23 protein-coding genes are annotated in these 21,975 nt (G+C 63.0%); 12 read left to right on the top strand and 11 right to left on the bottom strand.

All coding sequences use genetic code 11. The features are described from left to right. Nucleotides 1-131: 131 nt before the first annotated feature. Nucleotides 132-725, top strand: a complete 594-nt coding sequence (locus JQ558_RS08265; RefSeq protein WP_212206495.1) for a GNAT family N-acetyltransferase — start codon at nucleotides 132-134, stop codon at nucleotides 723-725. Between the two features lie 28 nt (nucleotides 726-753). Then, a complete protein-coding gene (locus tag JQ558_RS08260; protein WP_212293324.1) occupies nucleotides 754-2,385 on the top strand; it encodes a GMC family oxidoreductase in 1,632 nt (543 codons plus the stop codon). On the opposite strand, the gene JQ558_RS08255 is transcribed toward JQ558_RS08260, so the two are convergent. The 6 genes from JQ558_RS08255 to JQ558_RS08230 all read right to left on the bottom strand — a co-directional run bounded on the left by JQ558_RS08255 (nucleotide 2,382) and on the right by JQ558_RS08230 (nucleotide 8,242). Next, a complete protein-coding gene (locus JQ558_RS08255; RefSeq protein WP_212293323.1) occupies nucleotides 2,382-3,368 on the bottom strand; it encodes a PDR/VanB family oxidoreductase in 987 nt (328 codons plus the stop codon). The genes JQ558_RS08260 and JQ558_RS08255 overlap by 4 nt on opposite strands. Before the next feature lie 109 nt (nucleotides 3,369-3,477). Further along, a complete protein-coding gene (locus tag JQ558_RS08250; protein WP_212293322.1) occupies nucleotides 3,478-4,227 on the bottom strand; it encodes a GntR family transcriptional regulator in 750 nt (249 codons plus the stop codon). A gap of 4 nt (nucleotides 4,228-4,231) precedes the next feature. After that, nucleotides 4,232-5,281: an aromatic ring-hydroxylating dioxygenase subunit alpha gene (locus JQ558_RS08245; RefSeq protein WP_212293321.1), complete on the bottom strand. Its 1,050-nt coding sequence runs from the start codon at nucleotides 5,279-5,281 to the stop codon at nucleotides 4,232-4,234. Between the two features lie 192 nt (nucleotides 5,282-5,473). Beyond that, the gene (locus JQ558_RS08240; RefSeq protein ID WP_212276849.1) at nucleotides 5,474-6,976 is read right to left on the bottom strand and encodes an NAD(P)/FAD-dependent oxidoreductase; all 1,503 of its coding nucleotides are present in this window, start codon (nucleotides 6,974-6,976) and stop codon (nucleotides 5,474-5,476) included. Between the two features lie 82 nt (nucleotides 6,977-7,058). Further along, complete coding sequence (locus JQ558_RS08235) at nucleotides 7,059-7,901, bottom strand: MoxR family ATPase (RefSeq protein ID WP_212206507.1); 843 nt, start codon at nucleotides 7,899-7,901, stop codon at nucleotides 7,059-7,061. Nucleotides 7,902-7,999: 98 nt separating this feature from the next. Beyond that, nucleotides 8,000-8,242 (bottom strand): GlsB/YeaQ/YmgE family stress response membrane protein, encoded by a 243-nt coding sequence (locus JQ558_RS08230; RefSeq protein WP_192740052.1) that lies wholly within the window; start codon nucleotides 8,240-8,242, stop codon nucleotides 8,000-8,002. 148 nt (nucleotides 8,243-8,390) lie between these two features. Here JQ558_RS08230 and JQ558_RS08225 point away from each other — a divergent pair, with 148 nt between their 5' ends. The 3 genes from JQ558_RS08225 to sseA all read left to right on the top strand — a co-directional run bounded on the left by JQ558_RS08225 (nucleotide 8,391) and on the right by sseA (nucleotide 11,120). Next, the gene (locus JQ558_RS08225; protein ID WP_212206509.1) at nucleotides 8,391-9,566 is read left to right on the top strand and encodes a VWA domain-containing protein; all 1,176 of its coding nucleotides are present in this window, start codon (nucleotides 8,391-8,393) and stop codon (nucleotides 9,564-9,566) included. A 144-nt stretch (nucleotides 9,567-9,710) separates the two neighbouring features. Then, complete coding sequence (locus JQ558_RS08220; RefSeq protein WP_212293320.1) at nucleotides 9,711-10,124, top strand: rhodanese-like domain-containing protein; 414 nt, start codon at nucleotides 9,711-9,713, stop codon at nucleotides 10,122-10,124. A gap of 138 nt (nucleotides 10,125-10,262) precedes the next feature. Beyond that, nucleotides 10,263-11,120, top strand: coding sequence for a 3-mercaptopyruvate sulfurtransferase (gene sseA / locus JQ558_RS08215; RefSeq protein ID WP_212293319.1), 858 nt, complete (start codon nucleotides 10,263-10,265; stop codon nucleotides 11,118-11,120). Nucleotides 11,121-11,135: 15 nt separating this feature from the next. Here sseA and JQ558_RS08210 read toward each other — a convergent pair whose 3' ends face one another. After that, complete coding sequence (locus JQ558_RS08210) at nucleotides 11,136-11,939, bottom strand: hypothetical protein (protein WP_212293318.1); 804 nt, start codon at nucleotides 11,937-11,939, stop codon at nucleotides 11,136-11,138. 338 nt (nucleotides 11,940-12,277) lie between these two features. Between JQ558_RS08210 and JQ558_RS08205 the strand changes: the two genes are divergently transcribed. Next, the gene (locus tag JQ558_RS08205) at nucleotides 12,278-13,594 is read left to right on the top strand and encodes a L,D-transpeptidase family protein (protein WP_409410497.1); all 1,317 of its coding nucleotides are present in this window, start codon (nucleotides 12,278-12,280) and stop codon (nucleotides 13,592-13,594) included. 148 nt (nucleotides 13,595-13,742) lie between these two features. Next, nucleotides 13,743-14,708: an NAD(P)-dependent oxidoreductase gene (locus JQ558_RS08200; RefSeq protein ID WP_212206522.1), complete on the top strand. Its 966-nt coding sequence runs from the start codon at nucleotides 13,743-13,745 to the stop codon at nucleotides 14,706-14,708. A 15-nt stretch (nucleotides 14,709-14,723) separates the two neighbouring features. Here the strand turns inward: JQ558_RS08200 and JQ558_RS08195 are convergent, their stop codons facing one another. Next, entirely contained in the window at nucleotides 14,724-15,683 is a 960-nt protein-coding gene (locus tag JQ558_RS08195) for a D-2-hydroxyacid dehydrogenase family protein (protein WP_212206524.1), read from the bottom strand. A 126-nt stretch (nucleotides 15,684-15,809) separates the two neighbouring features. Beyond that, the gene (locus tag JQ558_RS08190; RefSeq protein ID WP_212206526.1) at nucleotides 15,810-16,001 is read right to left on the bottom strand and encodes a hypothetical protein; all 192 of its coding nucleotides are present in this window, start codon (nucleotides 15,999-16,001) and stop codon (nucleotides 15,810-15,812) included. 262 nt (nucleotides 16,002-16,263) lie between these two features. On the opposite strand from JQ558_RS08190, the gene ettA reads away from it, so the two are divergent. The 4 genes from ettA (at nucleotide 16,264) to JQ558_RS08170 (ending at nucleotide 20,178) form a co-directional block, all read left to right on the top strand. Then, nucleotides 16,264-17,913: an energy-dependent translational throttle protein EttA gene (gene ettA / locus JQ558_RS08185; protein WP_212293317.1), complete on the top strand. Its 1,650-nt coding sequence runs from the start codon at nucleotides 16,264-16,266 to the stop codon at nucleotides 17,911-17,913. Between the two features lie 156 nt (nucleotides 17,914-18,069). After that, nucleotides 18,070-18,660: a TIGR00645 family protein gene (locus tag JQ558_RS08180; RefSeq protein WP_212206530.1), complete on the top strand. Its 591-nt coding sequence runs from the start codon at nucleotides 18,070-18,072 to the stop codon at nucleotides 18,658-18,660. Nucleotides 18,661-18,730: 70 nt separating this feature from the next. Beyond that, a complete protein-coding gene (locus JQ558_RS08175; RefSeq protein WP_212206532.1) occupies nucleotides 18,731-18,931 on the top strand; it encodes a hypothetical protein in 201 nt (66 codons plus the stop codon). 29 nt (nucleotides 18,932-18,960) lie between these two features. After that, nucleotides 18,961-20,178, top strand: coding sequence for a lytic murein transglycosylase (locus JQ558_RS08170; protein ID WP_212206883.1), 1,218 nt, complete (start codon nucleotides 18,961-18,963; stop codon nucleotides 20,176-20,178). A gap of 219 nt (nucleotides 20,179-20,397) precedes the next feature. On the opposite strand, the gene JQ558_RS08165 is transcribed toward JQ558_RS08170, so the two are convergent. Together JQ558_RS08165 and JQ558_RS08160 are read right to left on the bottom strand one after the other, a co-directional pair. After that, on the bottom strand, nucleotides 20,398-20,679 hold the full coding sequence (locus JQ558_RS08165) for a hypothetical protein (RefSeq protein ID WP_212206534.1): 282 nt from the start codon (nucleotides 20,677-20,679) through the stop codon (nucleotides 20,398-20,400). A gap of 238 nt (nucleotides 20,680-20,917) precedes the next feature. Beyond that, complete coding sequence (locus JQ558_RS08160) at nucleotides 20,918-21,238, bottom strand: hypothetical protein (protein WP_212276841.1); 321 nt, start codon at nucleotides 21,236-21,238, stop codon at nucleotides 20,918-20,920. Between JQ558_RS08160 and JQ558_RS08155 the strand changes: the two genes are divergently transcribed. Next, entirely contained in the window at nucleotides 21,204-21,860 is a 657-nt protein-coding gene (locus JQ558_RS08155) for a hypothetical protein (protein WP_212293316.1), read from the top strand. The two genes, JQ558_RS08160 and JQ558_RS08155, sit on opposite strands and share 35 nt — an antisense overlap. Nucleotides 21,861-21,975: the final 115 nt, after the last annotated feature.

Here is a 21,975-nt window from a genome sequence, read left to right as displayed (position 1 = left end):
TCATCCCGGGGCGATGCGAAGCATCGAACCCGGGATCTCGAGATTCCGGGTCTGGTCCTTCGGACCATCCCGGAATGACGATCTCTGAAATTGCGCTTACACTCCTCGCAACGACGACGTCGGAGTCCTGAATGCCCTGGCTTGAACCGATTACCCTTCGCGGCGCTTACGCGCGGCTCGAACCGCTGTCGCACGATCAGCGCGACGGCCTGACCGAAGCGGTGCGGGACGGGGAGCTGTGGAATCTCTGGTACACCTTCGTGCCGGCGCCGGAAGACATGACCAAGGAGATCGATCGCCGGCTCGGCTTGCAGGCATCAGGCTCGATGCTGCCGTTCACGGTGTTCGATGCCGACGGCAAGATCGCGGGAATGACGACCTATATGAATGTCGATGCCGCCAACCGGCGCGTCGAGATCGGCTCCACCTGGTACGCCAAGCGCGTGCAGCGCAGCGCCCTCAATACGCAGTGCAAATTGCTGTTGCTGACGCACGCCTTCGAGACGCTCGATTGCATCGCGGTAGAATTCCGCACGCACTTCTTCAACCAGCAGAGCCGCCGCGGCATCGAACGCCTGGGCGCCAAGCAGGATGGCATCTTGCGCAACCATGTGATCGCGCCGAATGGCACGTTGCGCGATACCGTGGTGTTCAGCATTATCGCCAGCGAGTGGCCGACGGTGAAGGCGCATCTCAATTATCAACTCAACGATAGACTGCGGTAGTTTTTCAGCCCGCGGCAGAAAAAGTGTGATGGAAACGTTCGATTATGTGATCATTGGCGCGGGCTCCGCAGGCAGCGTGCTCGCCAATCGCCTGAGCGAAGATGCAGGCACCCGCGTGTGTGTGCTCGAAGCTGGGGGCAAGGACTGGCATCCCTACATTCATCTGCCGGCCGGCTTCATCAAGACGTTCCATATGAAGAGCGTCAACTGGGCGTATCAGCAGGAGCCGGGGCCGTGGACCGGCGGCCGCAGCATCTACGCGCCGCGCGGCAAGACGCTCGGCGGCTCGTCGTCGATCAACGGCCATATCTATAACCGCGGCCAGCGCCAGGACTTCGATACCTGGGCGCAACTCGGCAATCGGAGCTGGGGCTACCCGGACATTCTGCCCTACTTCAGGCGGCTGGAGCGGCGCGTCGGCGAGGGCGATGAAACCTATCGCGGGCGCGACGGCAGCCTGACCGTCACGACCATGGATTGGCGCGATCCGCTGTGCGAGGCATTCATGGCAGGCGCCATGAGTCTGGGCATTCCGCGCAACCCCGATTACAACGGCGCGATCCAGGAAGGCGTCTCCTACGCCCAGCGCACCATTCAAAACGGCCTGCGCGTCAGCGCCGCGACCGCGTTCCTGCATCCGGCGGTAAAACGCGGGAATGTCGATGTGCGGACGCATGCACATGTCACCAACATCATCTTCGAAGGCAAGCGCGCCGTCGGCGTCCGTTACCTCAAGGGCGGCAGGGGCGGCACGCCCACTGAAGTGCGCGCCAACAAGGAAGTCATCCTCTCCGGCGGTACCTACAATTCACCTCAAGTGTTGCAATTGTCCGGCGTCGGCTCGCCGGAGCTGTTGCAGTCGCACGGCATCGAGGTGCGTCACGCGCTATCAGGCGTTGGCGAGGGCCTGCAGGATCATTACGCGCCGCGCTCGGTCGCGCGCGTCAAGAACATCAAGACCATTAACGAGCTTCGGCGCGGCCTCAGCCTCTGGGTCGAGGCGCTGAAATGGGCGACGACGCGACGCGGGCTGCTGTCGCTGTCGCCGACCATGGTCTATTGCTTCTGGCATTCCGGCGAGACCACCGAAAGCTCCGACCTGCAGCTGACATTCACGCCCGCAAGCTACAAGGAGGGCGTGCAGGGCCAGCTCGAGGACGAGCCTGGCATGACCATCGCCTCATGGCAGCAGCGGCCGGAAAGCCGCGGCTTTGTCCGTATCCGCTCGGCCGATCCGTTTGCGCCGCCGATCATCCAGACCAATTATCTGGTCGAGGAGCTCGATCGCCGCGTCGTCGTCGCCGGCATGAAGCTGGCGCGCCGGCTGCTCGCTTCCGCGCCGCTGTCGCAATATTACGCCTATGAGGATTTCCCCGGGCCCAAGGTGCAAAGCGACGACGAGTTTCTCGCCGCGGCCACCGAGCGCGGCACCACCACGTTCCACCCCGGCTGCACCTGCCGGATGGGACCGGCGGATACCAAATGGGCTGTCGTCGACGACCAGCTGCGCGTCCACGGGCTGCAGGGCCTGCGGGTGGTAGACGCGTCGATCATGCCGCGGATGATCTCGGCCAATCTCAACGCCTCGACCATGATGATCGCCGACAAGGCCTCCGACATGATCCGCGGCAAGGCCGCGCCTGAGGCAGCGCGGGTTTAGCCGCGCAGAGGTGCCTCTGCCCGGTACAGCGTGTCGATCGTGACCACGCCCACGGCGCGTGACACGCATGGGCAGATCTTGCGGTTGCCCTGCTTCTGCGCGTCGCTGAAGAACACGTCGCGGTGGTCGATCTCGCCATCGACGGCGATGACATCGACCGCGCAGACGCCGCATTCGCCGCGCTGGCAGTCCGAGATCACCTCGAAGCCGGCGTCGTTGAGCGCGTCGAGCATCGAACTGTTGGGCGAGACCACAAGCTCGGCGCCAATATCCTTCAGGCGCACACGGAATTCCGCCGTCGGCAGCAGGCCGCTGGAGCCGAAGGTTTCGTAGCGCAGATCGGCGGGCGCTCGCCCGGCCTCGTTCCAGGCGCGCCGCGCCGTCTCCAGCATCCGCATCGGCCCGCACATGATGGCCATCGCGTCCGATGGCAGTGCGCGGAAGGTGGCATCGAGATCGAGCCGCTCGCCTTCGTCGCTGGCTTGGACGACCAGTCGGTTGTCAAGTACGGACGACAATTCGTCGAGATAGGCGGCGTCGCCGCGCGATTTTACTGCGTAGTGCAGGCGCAGGTCGATGTTCCGGCGGTGCAGGGCGCTGGCGATGCCTGATATCGGGGTGATGCCGATGCCACCCGCGATCAGGCAATAATTTTTCCTGTTCCAGTCGATATCGAGCAGCGATGTTGGATTGGAGATTTCGATCCGCGCGCCCGGCTTGAGGCTCCACATCGCGCGCGAGCCGCCGCGGCTGTCCGGCGCCAGCCGCACCGCGATGCGATACACTTCCGGATCGCGATCGCCGACCAGCGAATAGGACCGCCGTGCGGGCTGCCCGTCGATCAGCACCGCGACGTTGAGATGGCTGCCGGCCGGGTAGGGCGCCACGCCGCCGTCCGGGCGCAGGCGGAATTCGCGGATGCCAGGCGTGACGTCACGGATCGCGTCGACCGTGCACCAGCTCCATTGTTCGACGAAGCGCATGACGATCCCTCCTAGAGCGTTTTCAAGAGAAGTGGATTCCGGTTCGCGTCAAGAAAACGCGTCAAAAAAAGAATCTAGAGCCCCGTTCCGATTCAATCGGAACGGGGCTCTAGGCCGGGGATTGGAGCAATGCGAGGGCCGGCAGCAAATCGAGATGCGTGCGATTGCGCAGTGCCAGCCGCAGATTGCGTGCGGCGAGGCGCGAATGTTCGCGCATGATGGCTTCGGCGCGCGCGCCCTCGCGGTTCTCGATCGCGTCCACCACGATGCGGTGATGGTCCTGTCCGATCAAAAGGATCTGGTGCGCTTCCGGCAGCGCCGACTGCGCCATCACGAAGCCGCTCGGCGACGCGAACGGCAATGCCGAGACGCGGTCGATCTGCCGGATCAGCGGCGGGCTGGCGGAAAGTTCGGTGAGCAGCGCGTGAAAGCGCGCGTTCATGGTCACATAGGCGGAAAAGGCTTCGACCGAGACCGGGTCCTGGCGAACCAGCTGATCGAGGTCGGCAAGGCATTCCTTCAGCGGCTCGAGGCTGCGCGCGCTGGCGCCGCGTTCGGCGGCGAAGCGGGCGGCGAGGCCTTCCAGCGTGCCGCGCAGCTCGATCGAATCCAGAATGTCGCGCTCGGTGAAAGCCTTGACCATGAAGCCGCCGGAGGGGATCGCCTGCAGCAGGCCTTCGTCTTCGAGCCGGACCAGCGCCAGCCGCACCGGCGTCCGCGACACGCCTGTGATCTCGACCGCCTGCAATTCGCTGATGCGCTCGCCCGGCCGCAACCGGCCGGACAGGATCATGTCGCGCAGCGCGAGCTGGGCCCGCACCGTCTGCGAAATCGAGCGTTCGGAATCGCGTTCGCTCATGGCCTCACTCCGCGGCTTGTGCGGTCGGCGGCGATGTCTCGTGGGCCACCATGCGATCGATCACGCGCCGCGCCCACATCGCGCCGGCGTCGATGTTGAGGTTGTAGAAGGTGCGGTCCGGGTTCTCATCCATGGCGCGCTGCTGCGCTTCCAGGATGATCTCGTCCTCGCGGAAAATATTGGAGACGCCTTCGCGGATCTCGGTGGTCAGCTTCTGTTCGGTCAGGCGGTGGTTGCGGACGAAGGCCCAGAAATAGTGACAGGTGGTGTCGGTCTCCGGAGTCATGGTGTTAAGGACAAAACCGTTGACGCCCTGCGAGCGGTCGCCTTCCGGCGCGCCGGTGCCGGCGGGTGCCACGCCGACATCGATATTGACGGTGCCGGGCGCCTGGAAATGGATGATCTGCCAGCGGTCGACCGGGCCGGGCTTGCCCAGCTGCGCGGCCCAGAACGGAGGCGCCTCGATGCCGCGCATCCAGCGCGTCACCGTCACGGTGCGCTCGCCATGGGTGACGTCGAATGGGGCCTCGGCGACGTGGTCGTTGCCGATGCTGGAGCCGTGCACGAAGGTCTCGTGGGTGAGGTCCATCAGATTGTCGACCACGAGCCGATAATCGCACTTCACGTGAATGGTCTTGCCGTCGCCGGCCCAGGCCGGATCGTCGTTCCAGTGCATGTCGGGCACCAGCGCCGGATCGGCCAGCGCCGGGTCGCCCATCCACAGCCAGATGAAGCGATGCCGCTCGACCACGGGAAAGGAGCGCACGCAGGCGGACGGGTTGATGGTCTCCTGCGAGGGCATGTAGGTGCAGCGGCCCTGCGCATTGTATTTCAGCCCGTGATAGCCGCAGACGACGGTGTCGCCGTCGAGCCGGCCTTTCGACAGCGGCACCAGCCGGTGCCAGCAGGCGTCTTCCAGCGCGGCCACCTGGCCGTCGGAGCGGCGGTACATCACCACATGCTTGCCGCAGATCGTACGGGGGAAGAGCGCGTGCTTGAGATCGACGTCCCAGGCGGCGGCGTACCAGGCATTGAGCGGGAATGACGACGGCATGGCTGCACTCCAATACTATGGCCTGAGTGCAGTCTGTATACATTAGTGGCCGCAAGTCGAGATATTTTATGAGTTATGCTGAAAAATGTCCATTCCGGTATACAGTATTGGCTTTAGTTGCTCTGAGAAAGGTAATAAAAAACCGCTCCCGAGCGGGGAGCGGTTCAGTAGCCTCAACCCAATCCGGGTTGGTCAACCGTAAACGAACACGTGGTCCTTCAGGTCGATGGCCGGAAATTCATCCTTCTCCGCCCAGTAGTCCTGGTTGTGCTGCCACTCCGGCTTGTCGCCGCGCTTGGGCAACAAGTGCATGCCGCGCATCATGTAGCCGGGGTTGAAATTTTCCGGATCGATCCACGGCAATAGCGGCATGTTGTGGTCTTCCGGCCGCAGCTGGGGCACCACTTTCTTCGCGCCGGTGTCCTTCATGTGGTTGAGCAACCGGCACACGAAATCCGCGACGAGATCGACGCGCAGGGTCCAGCTGGCGCGAAAATAGCCGAACACCCAGACCAGGTTCGGCACGCCGGTGAACATCATGCCGCGATAGGTCACGGTATCGGCGAAATCCAGCTTCTTGCCATCGACCGCGAATTCGATGTCGCCATTGGCCGAGAGGTTGAAGCCGGTCGCGGTGATGACGATGTCGGCTTCCAGTTCCTTGCCGGATTTCAGCAGGATGCCCTTCTCGGTGAAGCACTCGATCTCGTCGGTGACGACCGAAGCCTTGCCCGACTTGATGCCCTGGAACAAATCGCCATCGGGAATGAAGGCGATGCGCTGCCGCCACGGCCGATATTTTGGCGTGAAGTGGGTCGCAATGTCGTAGTCCTTGCCGAGATAGGCTTCCACCGCCGACAACAAATCCTTCTTCGCCGCTTCCGGTTCCTCGAAGGTCTTGCGGGTGAATGCATCCTGATCGAACAGGATCTTTCGGCGGGTGATTTCGTGGATCCACTTCTCGTCGACCTGCAACTGCCGTAGTTGCTCGGCGATTTCGATCGCGTTGCGGCCGGTGCGGAAATAAGTCGGCGAACGCTGCAGCATGGTGACATGCGCGACGTCATTGGCCAGCGCCGGGATCAGCGTTGCGGCCGTGGCGCCGGAGCCGATCACGATGACGCGCTTGTTCTTGTAGTCGAGATCTTCAGGCCATTTCTGCGGATGGACGATTTGGCCCTGGAACCTGGCCATATCCTTCCACTCTGGTGTGTAGCCTTCGGTGTGGCGGTAATAGCCCTGGCACATCCAGAAGAAATTGGTGGTGAAGCGACGCTTTTCGCCGGTGTCGCTCCGCGTGGCCTCGATGGTCCAGAGGTTCTGTTCGCTCGACCAGGTCGCCGAAGTGATGGTGTGCTGGTAGCGGATATGGCGGGCGAGGTCATTCTCCTCGATCACATCGCCCATATATTTGAGGATCTCAGCCGCGCTTGCGATCGGCGCCGTGGTCCACGGCTTGAAGCGATAGCCGAACGTATGCAGGTCGCTGTCCGAGCGGATGCCCGGATAGCGGTGCGTGCTCCAGGTGCCGCCGAACGTCTTCTGGGTTTCGAGGGCAACGAAACTGGTGCCCGGACATTGCGTGGTGAGGTGGTAGGCCGCGCCGACGCCGGAGATGCCGGCGCCCGCGATCAGGACGTCGAAATGCTCGGTATGGCCGGGCGAGGCGGCGTGAATCTGGCTTTGAACGTTCATCTTCCCTGTTCTTCTTTTCGTTGATTTTGTCGTTTCAAAAGCGAAGCGCCAGAACCGAGGTTCTGGCGCTGTCGTCTTGCGATTACACTTCGCGGCGGCTCAGGAACGCCAGTCGTTCGAACAGATGCACGTCCTGCTCGTTCTTCAGGAGCGCGCCGTGCAGCGGCGGGATCAGCTTGCGCGGATCGCGCTCCCGCAGCATTTCCGGGGTGATGTCCTCGTTGAGCAGCAGCTTGAGCCAGTCCAGCAGCTCCGACGTCGAGGGCTTCTTCTTCAGGCCCGGCACTTCGCGCACCTCGAAGAAGATCCGCAGCGCTTCCTCGACCAGGCGTTTCTTGATGTTGGGGAAGTGCACGTCGACGATCCGGCCCATGGTGTCGGCGTCGGGGAACTTGATGTAGTGGAAGAAGCAGCGGCGCAGGAACGCGTCCGGCAGTTCCTTCTCGTTGTTCGAGGTGATCATCACGATCGGGCGCAGGCTCGCCTTGATGTTCTCGCCGGTCTCATAAACGAAGAACTCCATGCGATCGAGTTCGAGCAGGAGGTCGTTGGGGAATTCGATGTCGGCCTTGTCGATTTCGTCGATCAGCAGCACCGGGCGCTTGTCGTGGGTGAAGGCTTCCCACAGCTTGCCGCGCTTGATGTAGTTGGAGATGTCGGAGACCCTGCTGTCGCCGAGCTGGCTGTCGCGTAAGCGCGATACCGCGTCGTATTCGTAAAGGCCCTGCTGCGCCTTGGTGGTGGACTTGATGTGCCAGGTCAGCAGCGGCGCGCCGAGCGCCTTGGCGACTTCCTCGGCCAGCACGGTCTTGCCGGTACCGGGCTCGCCCTTGATCAGCAGCGGGCGCTCGAGCACGATCGAGGCGTTGACCGCGACCTTGAGGTCTTCGGTGGCGACGTAGTCCTTGGTGCCGGTAAATTTCATCTATCTCTTTGCCTTGTTGTTCGTTCTTGCGCCGCTAGCGGCCTGAACAGTAAACGACCGCCGGATCGGCGGTCGCGATGGGAGGTGATGCGCGCCTGTCAGCGTTTGACCAGCGAGAGGATCACCAGGATGATCACGGCGCCGATGGTGGCGTTGACGATGTCGCGGATCCAGCCTGCGCCGAGGCTGACGCCCAGTTGCGGCAACAGCCAGCTCGCGAGAAACGCGCCGATGATGCCGATCACGATGTTGCCGATCAGCCCAAAACCCGCGCCGCGCACGATCTTTCCGGCCAGCCAGCCCGCAATTGCACCGATGATCAGTGCAGCTATGATCCCCATTGAATTTCCCCTGCCGGAATAAGCCCTTTATGGCTCAATTCTAGAGGAAAAACCCTCCCGGTCTAGGCCTGTCTGGTATGCGCTGGCCTTCCCTGTCGGGAATCCGCCAGCCCTTGACGTCAGCGGCCCGGCGGGCAATCTGTATTCCATGTTCTTGCAATTCTTCACATCGCTGCGCGACGCACAGGTCCCGGTGACCTTGCGCGAATATCTGACGCTGATGGAGGCGCTCGACGCCGACCTCGCCGATCAGACGGTGGAGAATTTCTATTACCTCTCCCGCGCCGCTTTGGTGAAGGACGAACGCAACCTCGACAAGTTCGACCGCGTGTTCGGTTCCGTATTCAAGGGGCTGGAGAACCTGCTCGACGCCATGGAGAAGGCGGACATTCCCGCCGAATGGCTGAAGAAGCTCGCGGAGAAATACCTCACCGAGGAAGAGAAGAAGCAGATCGAGGCGATGGGCTGGGACAAGCTCATGGAGACGCTTCGCAAGCGGCTAGAGGAACAGAAAGGCCGCCACCAGGGCGGCAGCAAGTGGATCGGCACGGCAGGCACCTCGCCGTTCGGCGCCCACGGCTACAATCCCGAAGGCGTGCGGATCGGCCAGGAAAAGAACCGCAACAACCGCGCCGTGAAGGTGTGGGACAAGCGCGAGTTCAAGGATCTCGACGGCAATGTCGAGCTTGGCATCCGCAACATCAAGATCGCGCTGCGGCGGTTGCGCAAATTCGCCCGCACCGGCGCGCCTGACGAACTCGACCTCGACACCACGATCAAGGAGACCGCCAACCACGGCTATCTCGACGTGCATATGCGCCCCGAGCGGCGCAACGCGGTCAAGGTATTGGTCTTCTTCGACATCGGTGGGTCCATGGATTCGCATATCGAGCAGGTCGAGGAGTTGTTCTCGGCGGCGAAGACCGAATTCAAGCACATGGAATATTTCTACTTCCACAACTGCCTTTATGAAGGCGTCTGGAAGCAGAACAAGCGGCGCTTCACCGACCGCACGCCGACCTGGGACGTGCTGCATAAGTACCCGCACGACTACAAGGTGGTGTTCGTCGGCGACGCCTCGATGTCGCCTTACGAAATCATGGTCCCCGGCGGCTCGGTCGAGCACGTCAACGAGGAGGCCGGTTCGGTCTGGCTCGATCGCATCATTCGCACCTATCCGCACGCGGTGTGGCTCAATCCGGTGGCGAAGAAGCACTGGGACTATTCGGAATCCACCACCATCATTCGCCGGCTGTTCTCGGAGCGGATGTACCCGATCACGATCGAAGGCCTCGAAGGCGCGATGAAGGAATTGGTGCGGTAGGCTTTCACCGTCGTTCCGGGGCGCGAAGCGAACCCGGAACCTCGAGGTTGTTTTACTGGATCGAGATTCCGGGTTCGATGCTTTCGCATCGCCCCGGAATGACGGCAACAAAAACAACAGCGGACAACAATAAAGGTGCAATCAATGCCCCAGACCATCCACCGCGGTATCAAATCCCTGATCGACGAAGCCAATGCCGAGGTCGAAACCCTCAGCGCTGTGGATTCGATCAAGGCGGCTGCCGGCGACGATGTCGTGATCGTCGATATCCGCGATCCCCGCGAGATCGAGCGCGACGGTAGAATTCCAGGCGCGTTCTCCTGCACCCGCGGCATGCTGGAATTCTGGATCGATCCGGAAAGCCCCTACGCCAAGCCGGTGTTCCAACAGGACAAGAAATTCATCTTCCACTGCGCCGGCGGCATGCGTTCGGCGCTGGCGGCCAAGACCGCGAAAGACATGGGCCTGAAGCCGGTCGCGCACATGGCCGGCGGTTTCGCCGCCTGGCGCGACGCCGGCGGCCCGGTCGAGAAGTGGGAGCCGAAGAAGAAGGGGTGACAGCCGGGCTGTCATCCTTCGAGGCTCGCAAGCGCTCGCACCTCAGGATGACGAATTTCGATTCCCGTCACCCTGAGGTGCGTGCTCTTGCGCGCCTCGAAGGGCGACGGCCCCACTACCGAAGAATTGGAATCAAACATGACCACCACCGACGATCCGCTTGTCTCCACCGATTGGCTCGCCGCGCATTACGACGATCCCAAAATCAAGATCATCGACGCGTCGTTCAAGATGCCGGGCATTCTGCCGCTGCCGAAGGACGACTATCTCGCCTCCCACCTGCCGGGCGCGGTGTTCTTCGACGTCGACGCGGTGTCCGATCATTCCAATCCGCTGCCGCATATGTTCCCGAGCGCCGAGCAGTTCGGCCGCGATGTCGGCGGGCTTGGAATAGGCAACGGCGATACGGTCGTGCTGTACGATTCCGGCGGATGGGTCGCAGCCCCCCGCGTGTGGTGGATGTTCCTGTCGTTCGGACACCAGAACGTCCGGATCCTGAATGGCGGCCTGAAGAAGTGGCGTGCCGAAGGCCGCAAGATTGACAGCGGTGAGGTCACGCCGAAGCCGGCGACGTTCAAGGCGACGTTCGATCCGCGGTACACGCGCAATCTCCAGCAGATGGTCGACAATCTCGAAAGCCGCACCGAGCAGGTGCTCGATGCGCGCGCCAACGAGCGCTATCAGGGCAAGGTGCCCGAGCCGCGGCCGGGCCTGCGTTCGGGTCATATTCCGGGCAGCCTCAGCGTGCCCTACAACCAGCTGTTCGACGCCTCGACCGGTGCGATGAAGTCGCTCGAGGAGCTGCGCGCGGTGTTTGTCGGCGCCGGCGTCAAGCTCGACGCGCCGATCGTGACGAGTTGCGGCTCCGGCGTCTCCGCTCTGGTACTGACGCTGGCGCTTTATCGCCTCGGCGTGCGCGGCAGTGCGCTGTATGACGGCTCATGGACCGAATGGGGTGTGCAGGGCGGTCCGCCGGTTGCGACCGGCCCGACCTGAGCGGTGCGCGTTTTATTATCTGCTGCGCGAGGTTAGTTGCGCAAACGGGTCGGCCGTTTGCTGAACCACCTGCCGCGCCTGCAGCGCGCGTCGCGCCGCTGCGATGCGCCGGCGCTCTTTGGCGCGCTGCGCCCGCTTCCGGTTGACGCTGCGCTCTGATTTTGCGGCCGCCGGTTTCACCGAAGCCGTTTCCTGGATAGCGACGGCAGGACCGCCCAGCGTGGCGATCTTCATCGCGGCGAGGTTGTCTGCCAGGGAGGGCGCTTCCGCCACCGGCGCAGGCTCGGTCGATACGGCTGATGTTGCCGGCGGCGGCGTTTCCGCGATCGCCGCGAGCTTCACTTCCCCATTGGCCGCAGGCGTTTCGGCAGCAGGAGTCTCGGCGGCAGGCATCTCCGCCGGCGCAGCCTGAACAGCCGGTATTGTTTCTGCCGCCGGGATTTCCGCTTTCACCGTCTCGTCCGGCACGGCCTCGTTCAGCTTCACGGGTTCGTCCAGCTTCAGCGCAGCCGTCTTTTCCGGTTCAGCCGGCGGCGCTTCCGGAGCTGGCGCGGAAGGGGTCACGGTCTCGATGATGGTCGCCGGCACATTGTCCGGCACCTTCTCTGCGACATCGGGCTCGACGCGCAGCAGGGCCAGGGTCGGCTGGGGCGGTTCGTTCTGCCTGACAAATACGGGTTCGGGCGGCGGCCGCCGCGACGGGATGCTGGCAAATTGCTCATGCGAGGCACGCAGCAGCGCCGCCGCACCCAGCCCAAAGACCAGAACCGACATCGACAGCACGATCGCGGCGAACAGAAAGCGAAAACCGGGGAGCATGGACGCGAGTTCCGCCTTGCCGGGAACATGCAGGGCTGTTGATGCCAAGGGAACGCGGTGACCACTGGGAAGCGGCTGGATTCGCACCGCGAATCAGGCCGATTCGAGAGTATCTCAACGTCTCGAACCTGTTTGTTACAAAATTGGCGGCCAATGGCGGCGAGGGGCTGGTAGACGATGTTTTTCGCGCCGTGCGGCATCTTTGCCGCAGCGTTCACGGTCCATCACAAAATGACCGATTTGGGCCGAATTTGACGGATTTGTCTTGAATGCGCCGCTATCTTCCGTCATCTGCCGTTAACGGTCCGGTGTGGCTTGGGGACTATACAAGAGCGATGATGATTAACCGTATTCTGACGATCAGCGCTGCCATCGCTGCTGCAATGGCAGGAACCTCGCTTGCCCAGGCCCAAGGCTACCAGGGCCAAGGCTACCAAGGCCAAAGCTACCAGGGTCAAGGCTACCAGGCCGGACAGTATGTTCCCGGTGGTTATGGCGTCGATGAACGCCGCAGACCCGCGCCCGATTTCGATGCCTTGGACGATGACGACGACGACGCGCCGAACGCCCAGAGTTCGACCGCGCTCCCGCCGCCTGGTCCGGTGCTGTCGCCGAACGACCCCCGCTACGGCCGCCCGGTTTATAGCGACCGCGGCCCGCCGATGCCCACAGGCCCCGTCCTTTCGCCGGATGATCCGCGTTACGGTCGTCCTGCCGGCGCGCCGGTTTATTCGGACCGCGGCCAGCCGATGCCTACGGGCCCGATTCTTTCGCCAGATGATCCGCGTTACGGGCGGCCCGCCGGTCCGCCACCCGTGATCTATTCGGATCGTGGTGATGATCGTCGCGTTCTGGGTGACGACCGCATGCGTCCGCCGGAAGCGGTCGGCGGCGGACCCGCCGTCACCGGCGCCGTGCAACCGCAGCAGCCGGCTGTCGGCGCCGACGGCAAGCCGTTGGTGCTGTCAGCCCTGCCGCCCGAAGAACAGCCGGAAGCCGCGCCCGCGCAGCTGCCGCCGCATCTGCGCCGTCAGGAAGTTTCGTTCGCGACCAAGGAGCCCGCCGGCACGCTGGTCGTCGATACGCCGAACACCTACCTCTATTATGTGCTCGGCGGTGGCCGCGCGATCCGCTACGGCGTCCGCGTCGGCCGCGATGGTTTCACCTGGACCGGAGTGCAGAAGGTTACCCGCAAGGCCGAGTGGCCGGATTGGCATCCGCCGTCCGAGATGATCGAACGCCAGCCCTATCTGCCGCGCTTCATGGCCGGCGGCCCCGGCAACCCGATGGGTGCCCGCGCGATGTATCTGGGTACGACCGTCTACCGCATCCACGGCACCAACCAGCCTTCGACGATCGGCAAGTTCGTCTCGTCGGGTTGCATCGGCATGCTGAACGAGGACGTGTCCGACCTGTTCGAACGCGTCAAAGTCGGCACCCGCGTCGTCGTGATGCCCGGTGGCCCGCCGCCGGGAACCGCGACCGCTTCGGCCGCGCCTGCCCAGGGCTTGGCCCCTGCTCAAGGCTTGCCACCTGCCCAAGGCTTGCCGCCTGCAACCGCCCAGGGCGGGCCGACTCAGGCGCAACTCGCCCCGGTTCCCGGCATGCAGCCGACCGTGGTGCCCCCGCTGCCCGCGCCGGTGACGGTGCGCTAGGCACTGGTTCGGACCGACATCATTTAAAAAAGGCACGCGAAAGCGTGCCTTTTTCATTGGGCGCGAGGTGGGCGCGCGCTTGAATTCACATTTCTTCCGACTATTTGCCGCCGACAACGAGGCTGGGCGGCAAAGGAAGGATCTCAGCATGCGAATTTTCGTTGCGGGCGCCACCGGCGCCGTTGGCCGCGAACTCGTTCCTGCATTGGTTGCGGCCGGTCATTCCGTCACCGGCATGACGCGGACGGCGGCGAAGGCCGAGGCCATCAAACGTCTGGGGGCTGAACCGGTTGTCGCCGACGGCCTCGACGCACCGGCCGTTCATGCCGCCGTGATGTCGGCGAAGCCCGATGTCGTCATCGACGAGATGACCGATCTTGCCGCGGTGACGGATCTGCGCCGTTTCGATCGCGCCTTCAGCGCCACCAATCAGCTGCGGACGCGCGGCACCGATTTTCTGCTGGTTGCCGCGCGCGATGCCGGCGCGAAGCGTTTCATCGCCCAGAGCTTTTGCGGCTGGACCTATGGCAGCGGTGGCGGACCGGTCAAGACCGAGGCCGACGAACTCGATCCTGATCCGCCGCAGGAGTTGCGCCCTACGCTCGAAGCGATCCAGCATCTGGAGCGTGCCGTGACCGCCTCAGTCGCGCCCGAAGGCATCGTGTTGCGCTATGGATCGTTCTATGGACCCGATACCGGCATGCTGTCGCCGGCCATGATCGGCCAGCTGCGCCATCGCCGCGTGCCGCTGATCGGCGACGGCGGCGGCTGGTGGTCTTTCGTGCATGTCGAGGACGCGGCTTCCGCGACGGTAGCCGCCGTCGAGCATGGCAGGCCCGGCAGCATCTACAACATCGTCGACGACGAACCGGCGCAAGTCAGGGATTGGCTGCCCGCGCTGTCAGGCATTCTCGGCGCCAAACGGCCGTTTCACGTACCGGCCTGGCTCGGCCGGCTGCTGGCGGGTGAGCACATGGTCTCGATGATGACCAAGGTGCGCGGAGGATCGAACGCCAAGGCCCGGCAGGAACTGGGCTGGCGGCCGGCCTATGCATCCTGGCGCAACGGATTTGCAATGGTCGCGAGGCAAGCGGCGGAGAAGGCGGCGGCCTGACTGAGACCTGCGGCCTCAGGCCAGCTTCCTTGGCGCTTCGCCCTTGAACCAGCCGTCGATGCCTTCGACCATCTGGCGATAGTGGTTGCGAAAGCTGTCCTCGGTGACGTAGCCGAGATGCGGCGTCAGCACGAGGTTGTCGAGCTTGCGGAACGGATGGTCGACCGGCAGCGGCTCGACCGAGAACACGTCGATGCCGGCGCCCGCGATCTTTCGCTCGGTCAGCACCTCCAGCAGCGCGCCTTCATCGACGATCGGCCCTCGCGCCGTGTTGACGAGGTAGGCGGTCGGCTTCATGCGGGCGAGATCTTCCCGTCCGACCAGCCCGCGTGAGCGCGGGCCCAGCACGACATGGATGGTGACGATGTCTGATGTGGCGAACAGCTCTTCCTTGGTAGCGTAGCCGACGCCAGCTTCCGCGCACTTCTCAGGCGTCAGGTTCGGGCTCCAGGCGATCACGTTCATACCGAAGGCCTGCGCCAGTTTTGACACTTTGGTGCCGAGCTTGCCGAGGCCGATCACGCCGAGTGTCCGACCCTCGATCTCCATGCCGACGAATTTCTGCAGCGGCTCGCCGGCATGCATGCGCGCGTTTTCGCGGCCGATATTGCGGGTCAATTCCAGGATCAGGCCCATGGTCAGCGGCGCGGTGGGATCGCGGCCCCATTGCGTGCCGCACAGCAGCACGCCGTGGTCCTTGGCGGCTTCCATGTCGATCGCGGCGTTGCGCATGCCGGAGGTGATCAGCAGTTTCAGTTTCGGCAGCGCCGCAAACATCGTGCGCGGAAACGGCGTGCGCTCGCGCATCGCGCAGATGATCTCGAAATCCTTCAGCGCACTGGCGGCGGTTTCCGCGTTCGCAAACGGCTGGTTGAAGACGGTGACATCGACCCGGTCGGCGATTTCGGACCAGTCCGCGACCTTCAAGGCTACATCGAGATAGTCGTCGAGAATTGCACAGCGCAGCCGCGTCATTGGAAGGTCCGATCATGGCGAGGGTGACGGCGGAATCGGGCCGTCAGGGGAGATAGCCATGGTCGCGCGCAATCGACAGGCGCGCAAGCGGCCTAAAAGCAGGGCCAGGTCAAAATTCCGGGAAGCTCAGTTCGAGCGGGCGAGGTGCTTGGCGCGCCAGGCGGGGCCGGGGCCGCGCATATAGTGCAGTTCCGGACGGTAGGTGTTGAAGGCCTTGGCCACGAACTGGCGCCAGAAGTTGCGGAGTTCGGCAAGCGGCTTGGCAAGGCCGTGGCCGTGCGCCGGGGTGGAAAGGGATGCTGAGTTGGTCGTCGCCATGACGAGGGTCTCTGGTTGCCATTCGCGGTTTCGCCGCGGAGACGCCGTTTTTCGGCGTCTTGAACGACTTTTGGCCTGATTTATTAAAAGTTGGTTTCAATTGTCGTGATCCGGCGCACACATGGGCGCACATGGTGACCATCCCGTATTCATCCGTGGTGAACGAACAGAAAACGCGTTCCCGCGGTTGCCCTTTGGGGGCCGCGCCGCTACATCAGCGGCAGCAAAATTTCCATAAATCCTCTGGTTTCAAGGGATCGCGATGGCTCGCCAGTTCGTCTATTTCATGCAGGGTCTGACCAAGAGCTACCCGACCCGCAAGGTGCTCGATAACGTTCATTTGTCGTTCTACCCGGACGCCAAGATCGGCGTGCTCGGCGTCAACGGTTCCGGCAAATCGACCTTGCTGCGGATCATGGCCGGCCTCGACAAGGAATATAACGGCGAGGCCTGGGTCGCCGAGGGCGCCCGGGTCGGCTACCTCGAGCAGGAGCCGCATCTCGATGAGACCAAGACGGTCCGCGAGAACGTCATGCTCGGCGTCGCCAAGCAGAAGGCGATCCTCGATCGCTATAACGAACTGGCGATGAACTACTCGGAAGAGACCGCCGACGAGATGACCAAGCTGCAGGACGAGATCGAGGCCGCCGGCCTCTGGGATCTCGACAGCAAGGTCGACCAGGCGATGGACGCGCTGCGCTGCCCGCCCGACGATGCCGACGTCACCAAGCTCTCGGGCGGCGAACGCCGCCGCGTCGCGCTATGCAAGCTGCTGCTCGACCAGCCGGACCTGCTGCTGCTGGACGAACCGACCAACCATCTCGACGCCGAGTCGGTGTCGTGGCTGGAAGGCCACTTGCGCAACTATCCCGGCGCGATCCTGATCGTGACCCATGACCGCTACTTCCTCGACAACGTCACGAGCTGGATCCTCGAGCTCGATCGCGGCAAGGGCATTCCCTACGAGGGCAATTATTCGTCGTGGCTGGTGCAGAAGCAGAAGCGCCTCGAGCAGGAAGGCCGCGAGGACGTCGCGCATCAGAAGACGCTCGCCCGTGAGCAGGAATGGATCGCATCCTCGCCCAAGGCGCGCCAGGCCAAGTCCAAGGCGCGTTACCAGCGTTACGAGGACCTGTTGAAACAGGCCAGCGAGAAGCAGACCCAGATCGCGCAGATCACGATTCCCGTGGCCGAGCGGCTCGGCCAGAACGTCGTCGATTTCGAAGGCCTCAGCAAAGGCTTTGGCGACCGCATGCTGATCGACGATCTCACCTTCAAGCTGCCGCCAGGCGGCATCGTCGGCGTGATCGGGCCGAACGGCGCCGGCAAGACCACGCTGTTCCGCATGATCACCAAGCAGGAAACCCCGGACAAGGGCACGATCACCGTCGGTGAAAGCGTGCATCTCGGTTACGTCGACCAGTCGCGCGACGATCTCGACGGCAAGAAGAACGTGTGGGAGGAAATTTCCGGCGGCAATGAACTGATCCTCCTGGGCAAGCGTGAGGTCAACTCGCGCGGCTATTGCTCGTCGTTCAACTTCAAGGGCGCCGACCAGCAGAAGAAGGTCGGCGCGCTGTCGGGCGGTGAGCGCAACCGCGTGCACCTGGCCAAGATGCTCAAGTCCGGCGCCAACCTGCTGCTGCTTGACGAACCGACCAACGATCTCGACGTCGACACGCTGCGCGCGCTGGAAGAGGCGCTGGAGAATTTCGCCGGCTGCGCCGTCATCATCAGCCATGATCGCTGGTTCCTCGACCGTATCGCCACCCACATCCTGGCCTTCGAAGGCGACAGCCATGTCGAATGGTTCGAAGGCAATTTCCAGGATTACGAAAAGGACAAGATGCGTCGCCTCGGGCAGGATTCCATCATCCCGCATCGCGTGAAGTACAAGAAGCTGACGCGCTGAGTTGTGGTTCGCGTTGAGATGACGAAGCCGTGTCGCAGGCGCTACTCCGCCTGCGCCAAATGGCCGCTCAGTTCCGCTCGTCCGGAATGTGCCATATCCGGCTATTAGATTGGCCGCGATTGCCCACTTGAGTCCCGCACAGAGAGATCCCCGATCATGTCCATGACGCCGGAAACGCCCTTGCCGCCCCCAGCTGAGAGGAAGGCATTACGTCCGATCCCGATGCTGATCTTCAGCTCGCGCTGGCTGCAATTGCCGCTTTATATCGGCCTGATCGTCGCGCAGGGCGTCTATGTCGTGCTGTTTCTGAAGGAATTGTGGCACCTGTTCGCCCACGCCTTCGATTTCAGCGAGCAGCAGATCATGCTGGCGGTCCTCGGCCTCATCGACGTGGTGATGATTTCGAACCTCCTGGTGATGGTCATCGTCGGCGGCTACGAGACGTTCGTCTCCCGGCTCAATCTGCAAGGGCATCCCGACCAGCCGGAATGGCTCAGCCACGTCAATGCCAGCGTGCTCAAGATCAAGCTCGCGATGGCGATCATCGGCATCTCGTCGATCCATCTGTTGCGCACTTTCATCGAGGCCGGTGCATTGGCCTCGGGCAAGAGCGTCTACACCGAAACCGGCGTGATGTGGCAGACCATCATCCATACGGTCTTCATTCTGTCGGCGATCGGCATTGCCTATGTCGACAAGCTGTCGAATGATTCCACGGAGAATGCCAAACACGCCGTCTCGCATTAGGGGCGGTGGGGCGGTGTCAGGACCCAGCGTCGTGGTTCACAATGACGGGGTGCTATGATAGTCTTGCACCATGGCTGACACGGACAACATCGTGCTTGAGCATTTGCGCCATATTCGTGGGGCGATCGATGACGTGCGCGATGAAATTCGCGAGATCAAGCATCGCGTCGGCAATCTCGAGAACCAGTATGCCAACATGTCCAATCGGCTCGACCGGATGGACGTGCGCATCGAGCGTATCGAGCGGCGTCTCGACCTGACCGACGCGTGAGCGAGGCATTTCGATTGGCGGTACGCTCGCTGCCTGCCATTGGTCTCCTGTTGGTGGCTCTGCTGCCGCCTTGCCCAGCCCGCGCCGCGGATGCCGGTTTCACGCAGTTCATCGCCTCCCTGTGGCCGGAGGCGCAGGCCGCCGGCGTTTCGCGGGCGACGTTTGACGCCGAAACCCGCGGCCTCGAGCCGGATTACAAATTGCCCGATTTGATCCTGCCGGGACGGCCCGCTACGGGCGCGCCGTCGCAGGCCGAGTTCGTGCAGGTGCCGGCCGATTACGTGAAGGAGGCGTCGATCGCGCGGCTGGCGGCGGAGGGGCAGAGGCTGATGCAAAAGCATCGCACAGCGCTCAGCCAGATCGAGAGCCGCTTCGGCGTGCCCGCGACGGTCGTGCTCGCGATCTGGGGCCGCGAAACCGATTATGGCCGTCATCGATTGCCTTACGACACCGTGCGCGTGGTGGCGACGCAGGCCTATATCGGCCGGCGCAAGGATCAGTACCGCGCCGAATTCATTCTGGCGCTGAAGATCCTCGGCGAGGGCGCGGTGACGCGCAAGGACATGCGCTCGTCCTGGGCCGGCGCCACCGGCCTGACGCAATTCCTGCCGGGCGAATATTACAAGCATGGTGTCGATTTCGATGGCGACGGCCGCATCGACATCTGGAATTCGGTACCTGACGCGCTCGCCTCCGCCGCCCAGCAACTCGTCAACAAAGGCTGGCAGCCGGGCTTGCGCTGGGCCTATGAAGTGCGTGCGCCTGGTAATGCCGACTGCACCATGGGCGTGCCCGAGGTGAGCAAGCCGATCGGCGAATGGCTGCGCGCAGGGTTCGTGCCGGTGCGCGGCGCGAAGCTGAGTGCGGTCGAACAGGCCCAGCCGGCCTCGCTGCTGCAGCCCGAAGGCATCTATGGTCCGGCGTTCCTGACCACCAAGAACTACTTCGTGATCAAGGAATATAACTTTTCTGATTTGTACGTGCTGTTCGTCGGCCATCTCGCCGACCGCATGTCGAACCCGTTGCCGTTCGCGACGCCATGGTCGGCATCGACGCAAATGCGCAGCAAGGACGTCGAAGCCATGCAGCGTCATCTGACGCGGATCGGCCTCTACAAGGACAAGCTCGACGGCAAGGCCGGCATGCAGACCCGCGCGGCGCTGGGGGCCTATCAGAAATCCGCGGGATTGAAGGTCGATTGCTGGCCGAGCGAAGCGGTGCTGCGTTCGATCAGCTCGTCGCGCTGACGCGGTCTATCCTCATGGTGAGGAGGCGCAACGCGCCGTCTCGAACCATGAGGCCACAGACAGCCTGCATCCGTCGAGACGTGGCCTGACGACCGCTCCTCCCGAGCGAACGCAAGTGCGTTCGTCCGGGGATGAGGAAGAAACAAAACGAAAAAACCCGGCCGAGGATCCCGGCCGGGCTTGAACTCGCAAGGCGCGCAGGCGCGCCGGTCGGTCAGATCAGTGGCAGACTTCGACGCGGCGGTAGGCCCAGCCGTAGCCGTCCCAGAAGCGCTCGCGAACCAGGCGGCAGGCCGGGGGGGCGTCTTCCACATAGACCGGCCCGCCGTAGCCGTAAGCCGGGCGGCTGGAGGCGATCGCGCCACCGATGATCGCGCCGCCGATCAGGCCGCCGACCACGCCAGCTGCCACGCCGCGCTGGGCGTTCGCGGGTGCGGGTGCCGCAGCGAGCGAACCGGCAATCGTTGCGGCCGCGACGAAGGCAGCAAATGTCTTCTTCATGTTGGGGGCTCTCCTGGAGGTGGCGCCTGATCAGCCGACGCCGGGTTTAGGGTTAGGCACACACGCCGTACTCGAATTGGCCGTCAGTCAAAAAAGCGCACAACGGTCAACCGAAAGTAAACGTGCAGTCTTGATGGTCGAAAAAAGCGGTTTTTTCTGGCCATGGAATGGCCAAGTCCCGGATAACCCATCGGGTTTCCGGGATTTGGCGTGCGATTTAATGAAGGTGAACGGGTGTTTAGTCGCAAACCCGGACGCTGCGGACCCGCCAGCCATAGCCGTCCCAGAAGCGCTGCTTCTGCCAGATGCAGTCCGGACCGTAGCCGGGTTCGGCAACATAGGCCGGGCCGCCGTAATAGCCCGGGGCCGGCGCATAATACCCCGGACCACCGTAATAGCCGTGCTGCGAGGCGATCGCGCCGCCGACAATGGCGCCGCCGATCAATCCGGCTGCGACGCCGGCCGCTACGCCACGCTGCGCATGGGCGGGAGCTGGAACAGTTACCGCGGACACAGCCAAAGCGGTGACGGCAGTCAGCGCCATCAATGTCTTCTTCATGGGCCTCACCTTTCTGATGGAGCAAAAGGACGGCGGGGAAAGCGGTCCGTCGCAGCGGAAAGTTCCATATTTTGCTGAAATTATCAATGAACGGGATCGCCTCATTTGGCGACGAAGGGGCGTGCGGTTGGGCTTCATTGCGGTGCAAAAGGCCCCTTTCCCAGCCGCTTTTGAAGAGGATTCCGGGATGAGCGACGTGACAACATTTCTGATCGCGGCCGGCAGCATGTCAGCGATGTGCTATTGGATGATGACCCGGACGCAGGATACCAGCGTATGGCGCAGCATCTCGGCGAGCGACCGCGACCGCAATGATTACAGCGTTGGTTCCAGCAGCGGCGGCGGCAGCGCTGGCTGGAGTATCGCCAACCCGTTCAGCAGCGACAATTCCAGTTCGAACTGCTCGTCCAGCAATTCCAGCCCGACCGACAATTTCACTTCGAACTGTTCGTCCGACAGTTCCAATCCGTCTGAAAATTCCAGCTCGTCGAGCGATTCCTGCAGCAACGATAGCGGGGGAGACGACAGCGGTGGTGATAGCGACAGTGACAGCGATAGCGACAGTGACAGTGACAGTGACAGTGACAGTGACAGTGACAACGGGAGCAGTGATAGCGATTGACGTTACGGAGCTACCTCGGAAATCTGCCATTTGTGCCTGCTAGACAAGGATTTTTTAGACTCGTTCCAAACTGCTCCGGCGTCAGTTTGGAATTGCTTGAAAGTACGGTTTTTCC

Source organism: Bradyrhizobium sp. AUGA SZCCT0160 (genome assembly GCF_018130105.1).
Classification (GTDB): domain Bacteria; phylum Pseudomonadota; class Alphaproteobacteria; order Rhizobiales; family Xanthobacteraceae; genus Bradyrhizobium.
This window is presented reverse-complemented; position numbering and strand designations above follow the sequence as displayed.

Excerpts from the sequence above, each read along its gene's own strand:
- JQ558_RS08240 (WP_212276849.1), bottom strand. The coding sequence starts at position 6,976 with ATGAACGTTCAAAGCCAGATTCACGCCGCCTCGCCCGGCCATACCGAG.
- JQ558_RS08175 (WP_212206532.1), top strand. The coding sequence starts at position 18,731 with ATGGCTGACACGGACAACATCGTGCTTGAGCATTTGCGCCATATTCGT.
- JQ558_RS08165 (WP_212206534.1), bottom strand. The coding sequence starts at position 20,679 with ATGAAGAAGACATTTGCTGCCTTCGTCGCGGCCGCAACGATTGCCGGT.
- JQ558_RS08255 (WP_212293323.1), bottom strand. The coding sequence starts at position 3,368 with ATGCGCTTCGTCGAACAATGGAGCTGGTGCACGGTCGACGCGATCCGT.
- JQ558_RS08260 (WP_212293324.1), top strand. The coding sequence starts at position 754 with ATGGAAACGTTCGATTATGTGATCATTGGCGCGGGCTCCGCAGGCAGC.
- JQ558_RS08250 (WP_212293322.1), bottom strand. The coding sequence starts at position 4,227 with ATGAGCGAACGCGATTCCGAACGCTCGATTTCGCAGACGGTGCGGGCC.
- JQ558_RS08160 (WP_212276841.1), bottom strand. The coding sequence starts at position 21,238 with ATGAAGAAGACATTGATGGCGCTGACTGCCGTCACCGCTTTGGCTGTG.
- JQ558_RS08190 (WP_212206526.1), bottom strand. The coding sequence starts at position 16,001 with ATGGCGACGACCAACTCAGCATCCCTTTCCACCCCGGCGCACGGCCAC.
- JQ558_RS08180 (WP_212206530.1), top strand. The coding sequence starts at position 18,070 with ATGTCCATGACGCCGGAAACGCCCTTGCCGCCCCCAGCTGAGAGGAAG.
- JQ558_RS08265 (WP_212206495.1), top strand. The coding sequence starts at position 132 with ATGCCCTGGCTTGAACCGATTACCCTTCGCGGCGCTTACGCGCGGCTC.
- JQ558_RS08200 (WP_212206522.1), top strand. The coding sequence starts at position 13,743 with ATGCGAATTTTCGTTGCGGGCGCCACCGGCGCCGTTGGCCGCGAACTC.
- JQ558_RS08225 (WP_212206509.1), top strand. The coding sequence starts at position 8,391 with ATGTTCTTGCAATTCTTCACATCGCTGCGCGACGCACAGGTCCCGGTG.
- JQ558_RS08230 (WP_192740052.1), bottom strand. The coding sequence starts at position 8,242 with ATGGGGATCATAGCTGCACTGATCATCGGTGCAATTGCGGGCTGGCTG.
- ettA (WP_212293317.1), top strand. The coding sequence starts at position 16,264 with ATGGCTCGCCAGTTCGTCTATTTCATGCAGGGTCTGACCAAGAGCTAC.
- JQ558_RS08235 (WP_212206507.1), bottom strand. The coding sequence starts at position 7,901 with ATGAAATTTACCGGCACCAAGGACTACGTCGCCACCGAAGACCTCAAG.
- sseA (WP_212293319.1), top strand. The coding sequence starts at position 10,263 with ATGACCACCACCGACGATCCGCTTGTCTCCACCGATTGGCTCGCCGCG.
- JQ558_RS08205 (WP_409410497.1), top strand. The coding sequence starts at position 12,278 with ATGATTAACCGTATTCTGACGATCAGCGCTGCCATCGCTGCTGCAATG.
- JQ558_RS08220 (WP_212293320.1), top strand. The coding sequence starts at position 9,711 with ATGCCCCAGACCATCCACCGCGGTATCAAATCCCTGATCGACGAAGCC.
- JQ558_RS08195 (WP_212206524.1), bottom strand. The coding sequence starts at position 15,683 with ATGACGCGGCTGCGCTGTGCAATTCTCGACGACTATCTCGATGTAGCC.
- JQ558_RS08245 (WP_212293321.1), bottom strand. The coding sequence starts at position 5,281 with ATGCCGTCGTCATTCCCGCTCAATGCCTGGTACGCCGCCGCCTGGGAC.
- JQ558_RS08210 (WP_212293318.1), bottom strand. The coding sequence starts at position 11,939 with ATGCTCCCCGGTTTTCGCTTTCTGTTCGCCGCGATCGTGCTGTCGATG.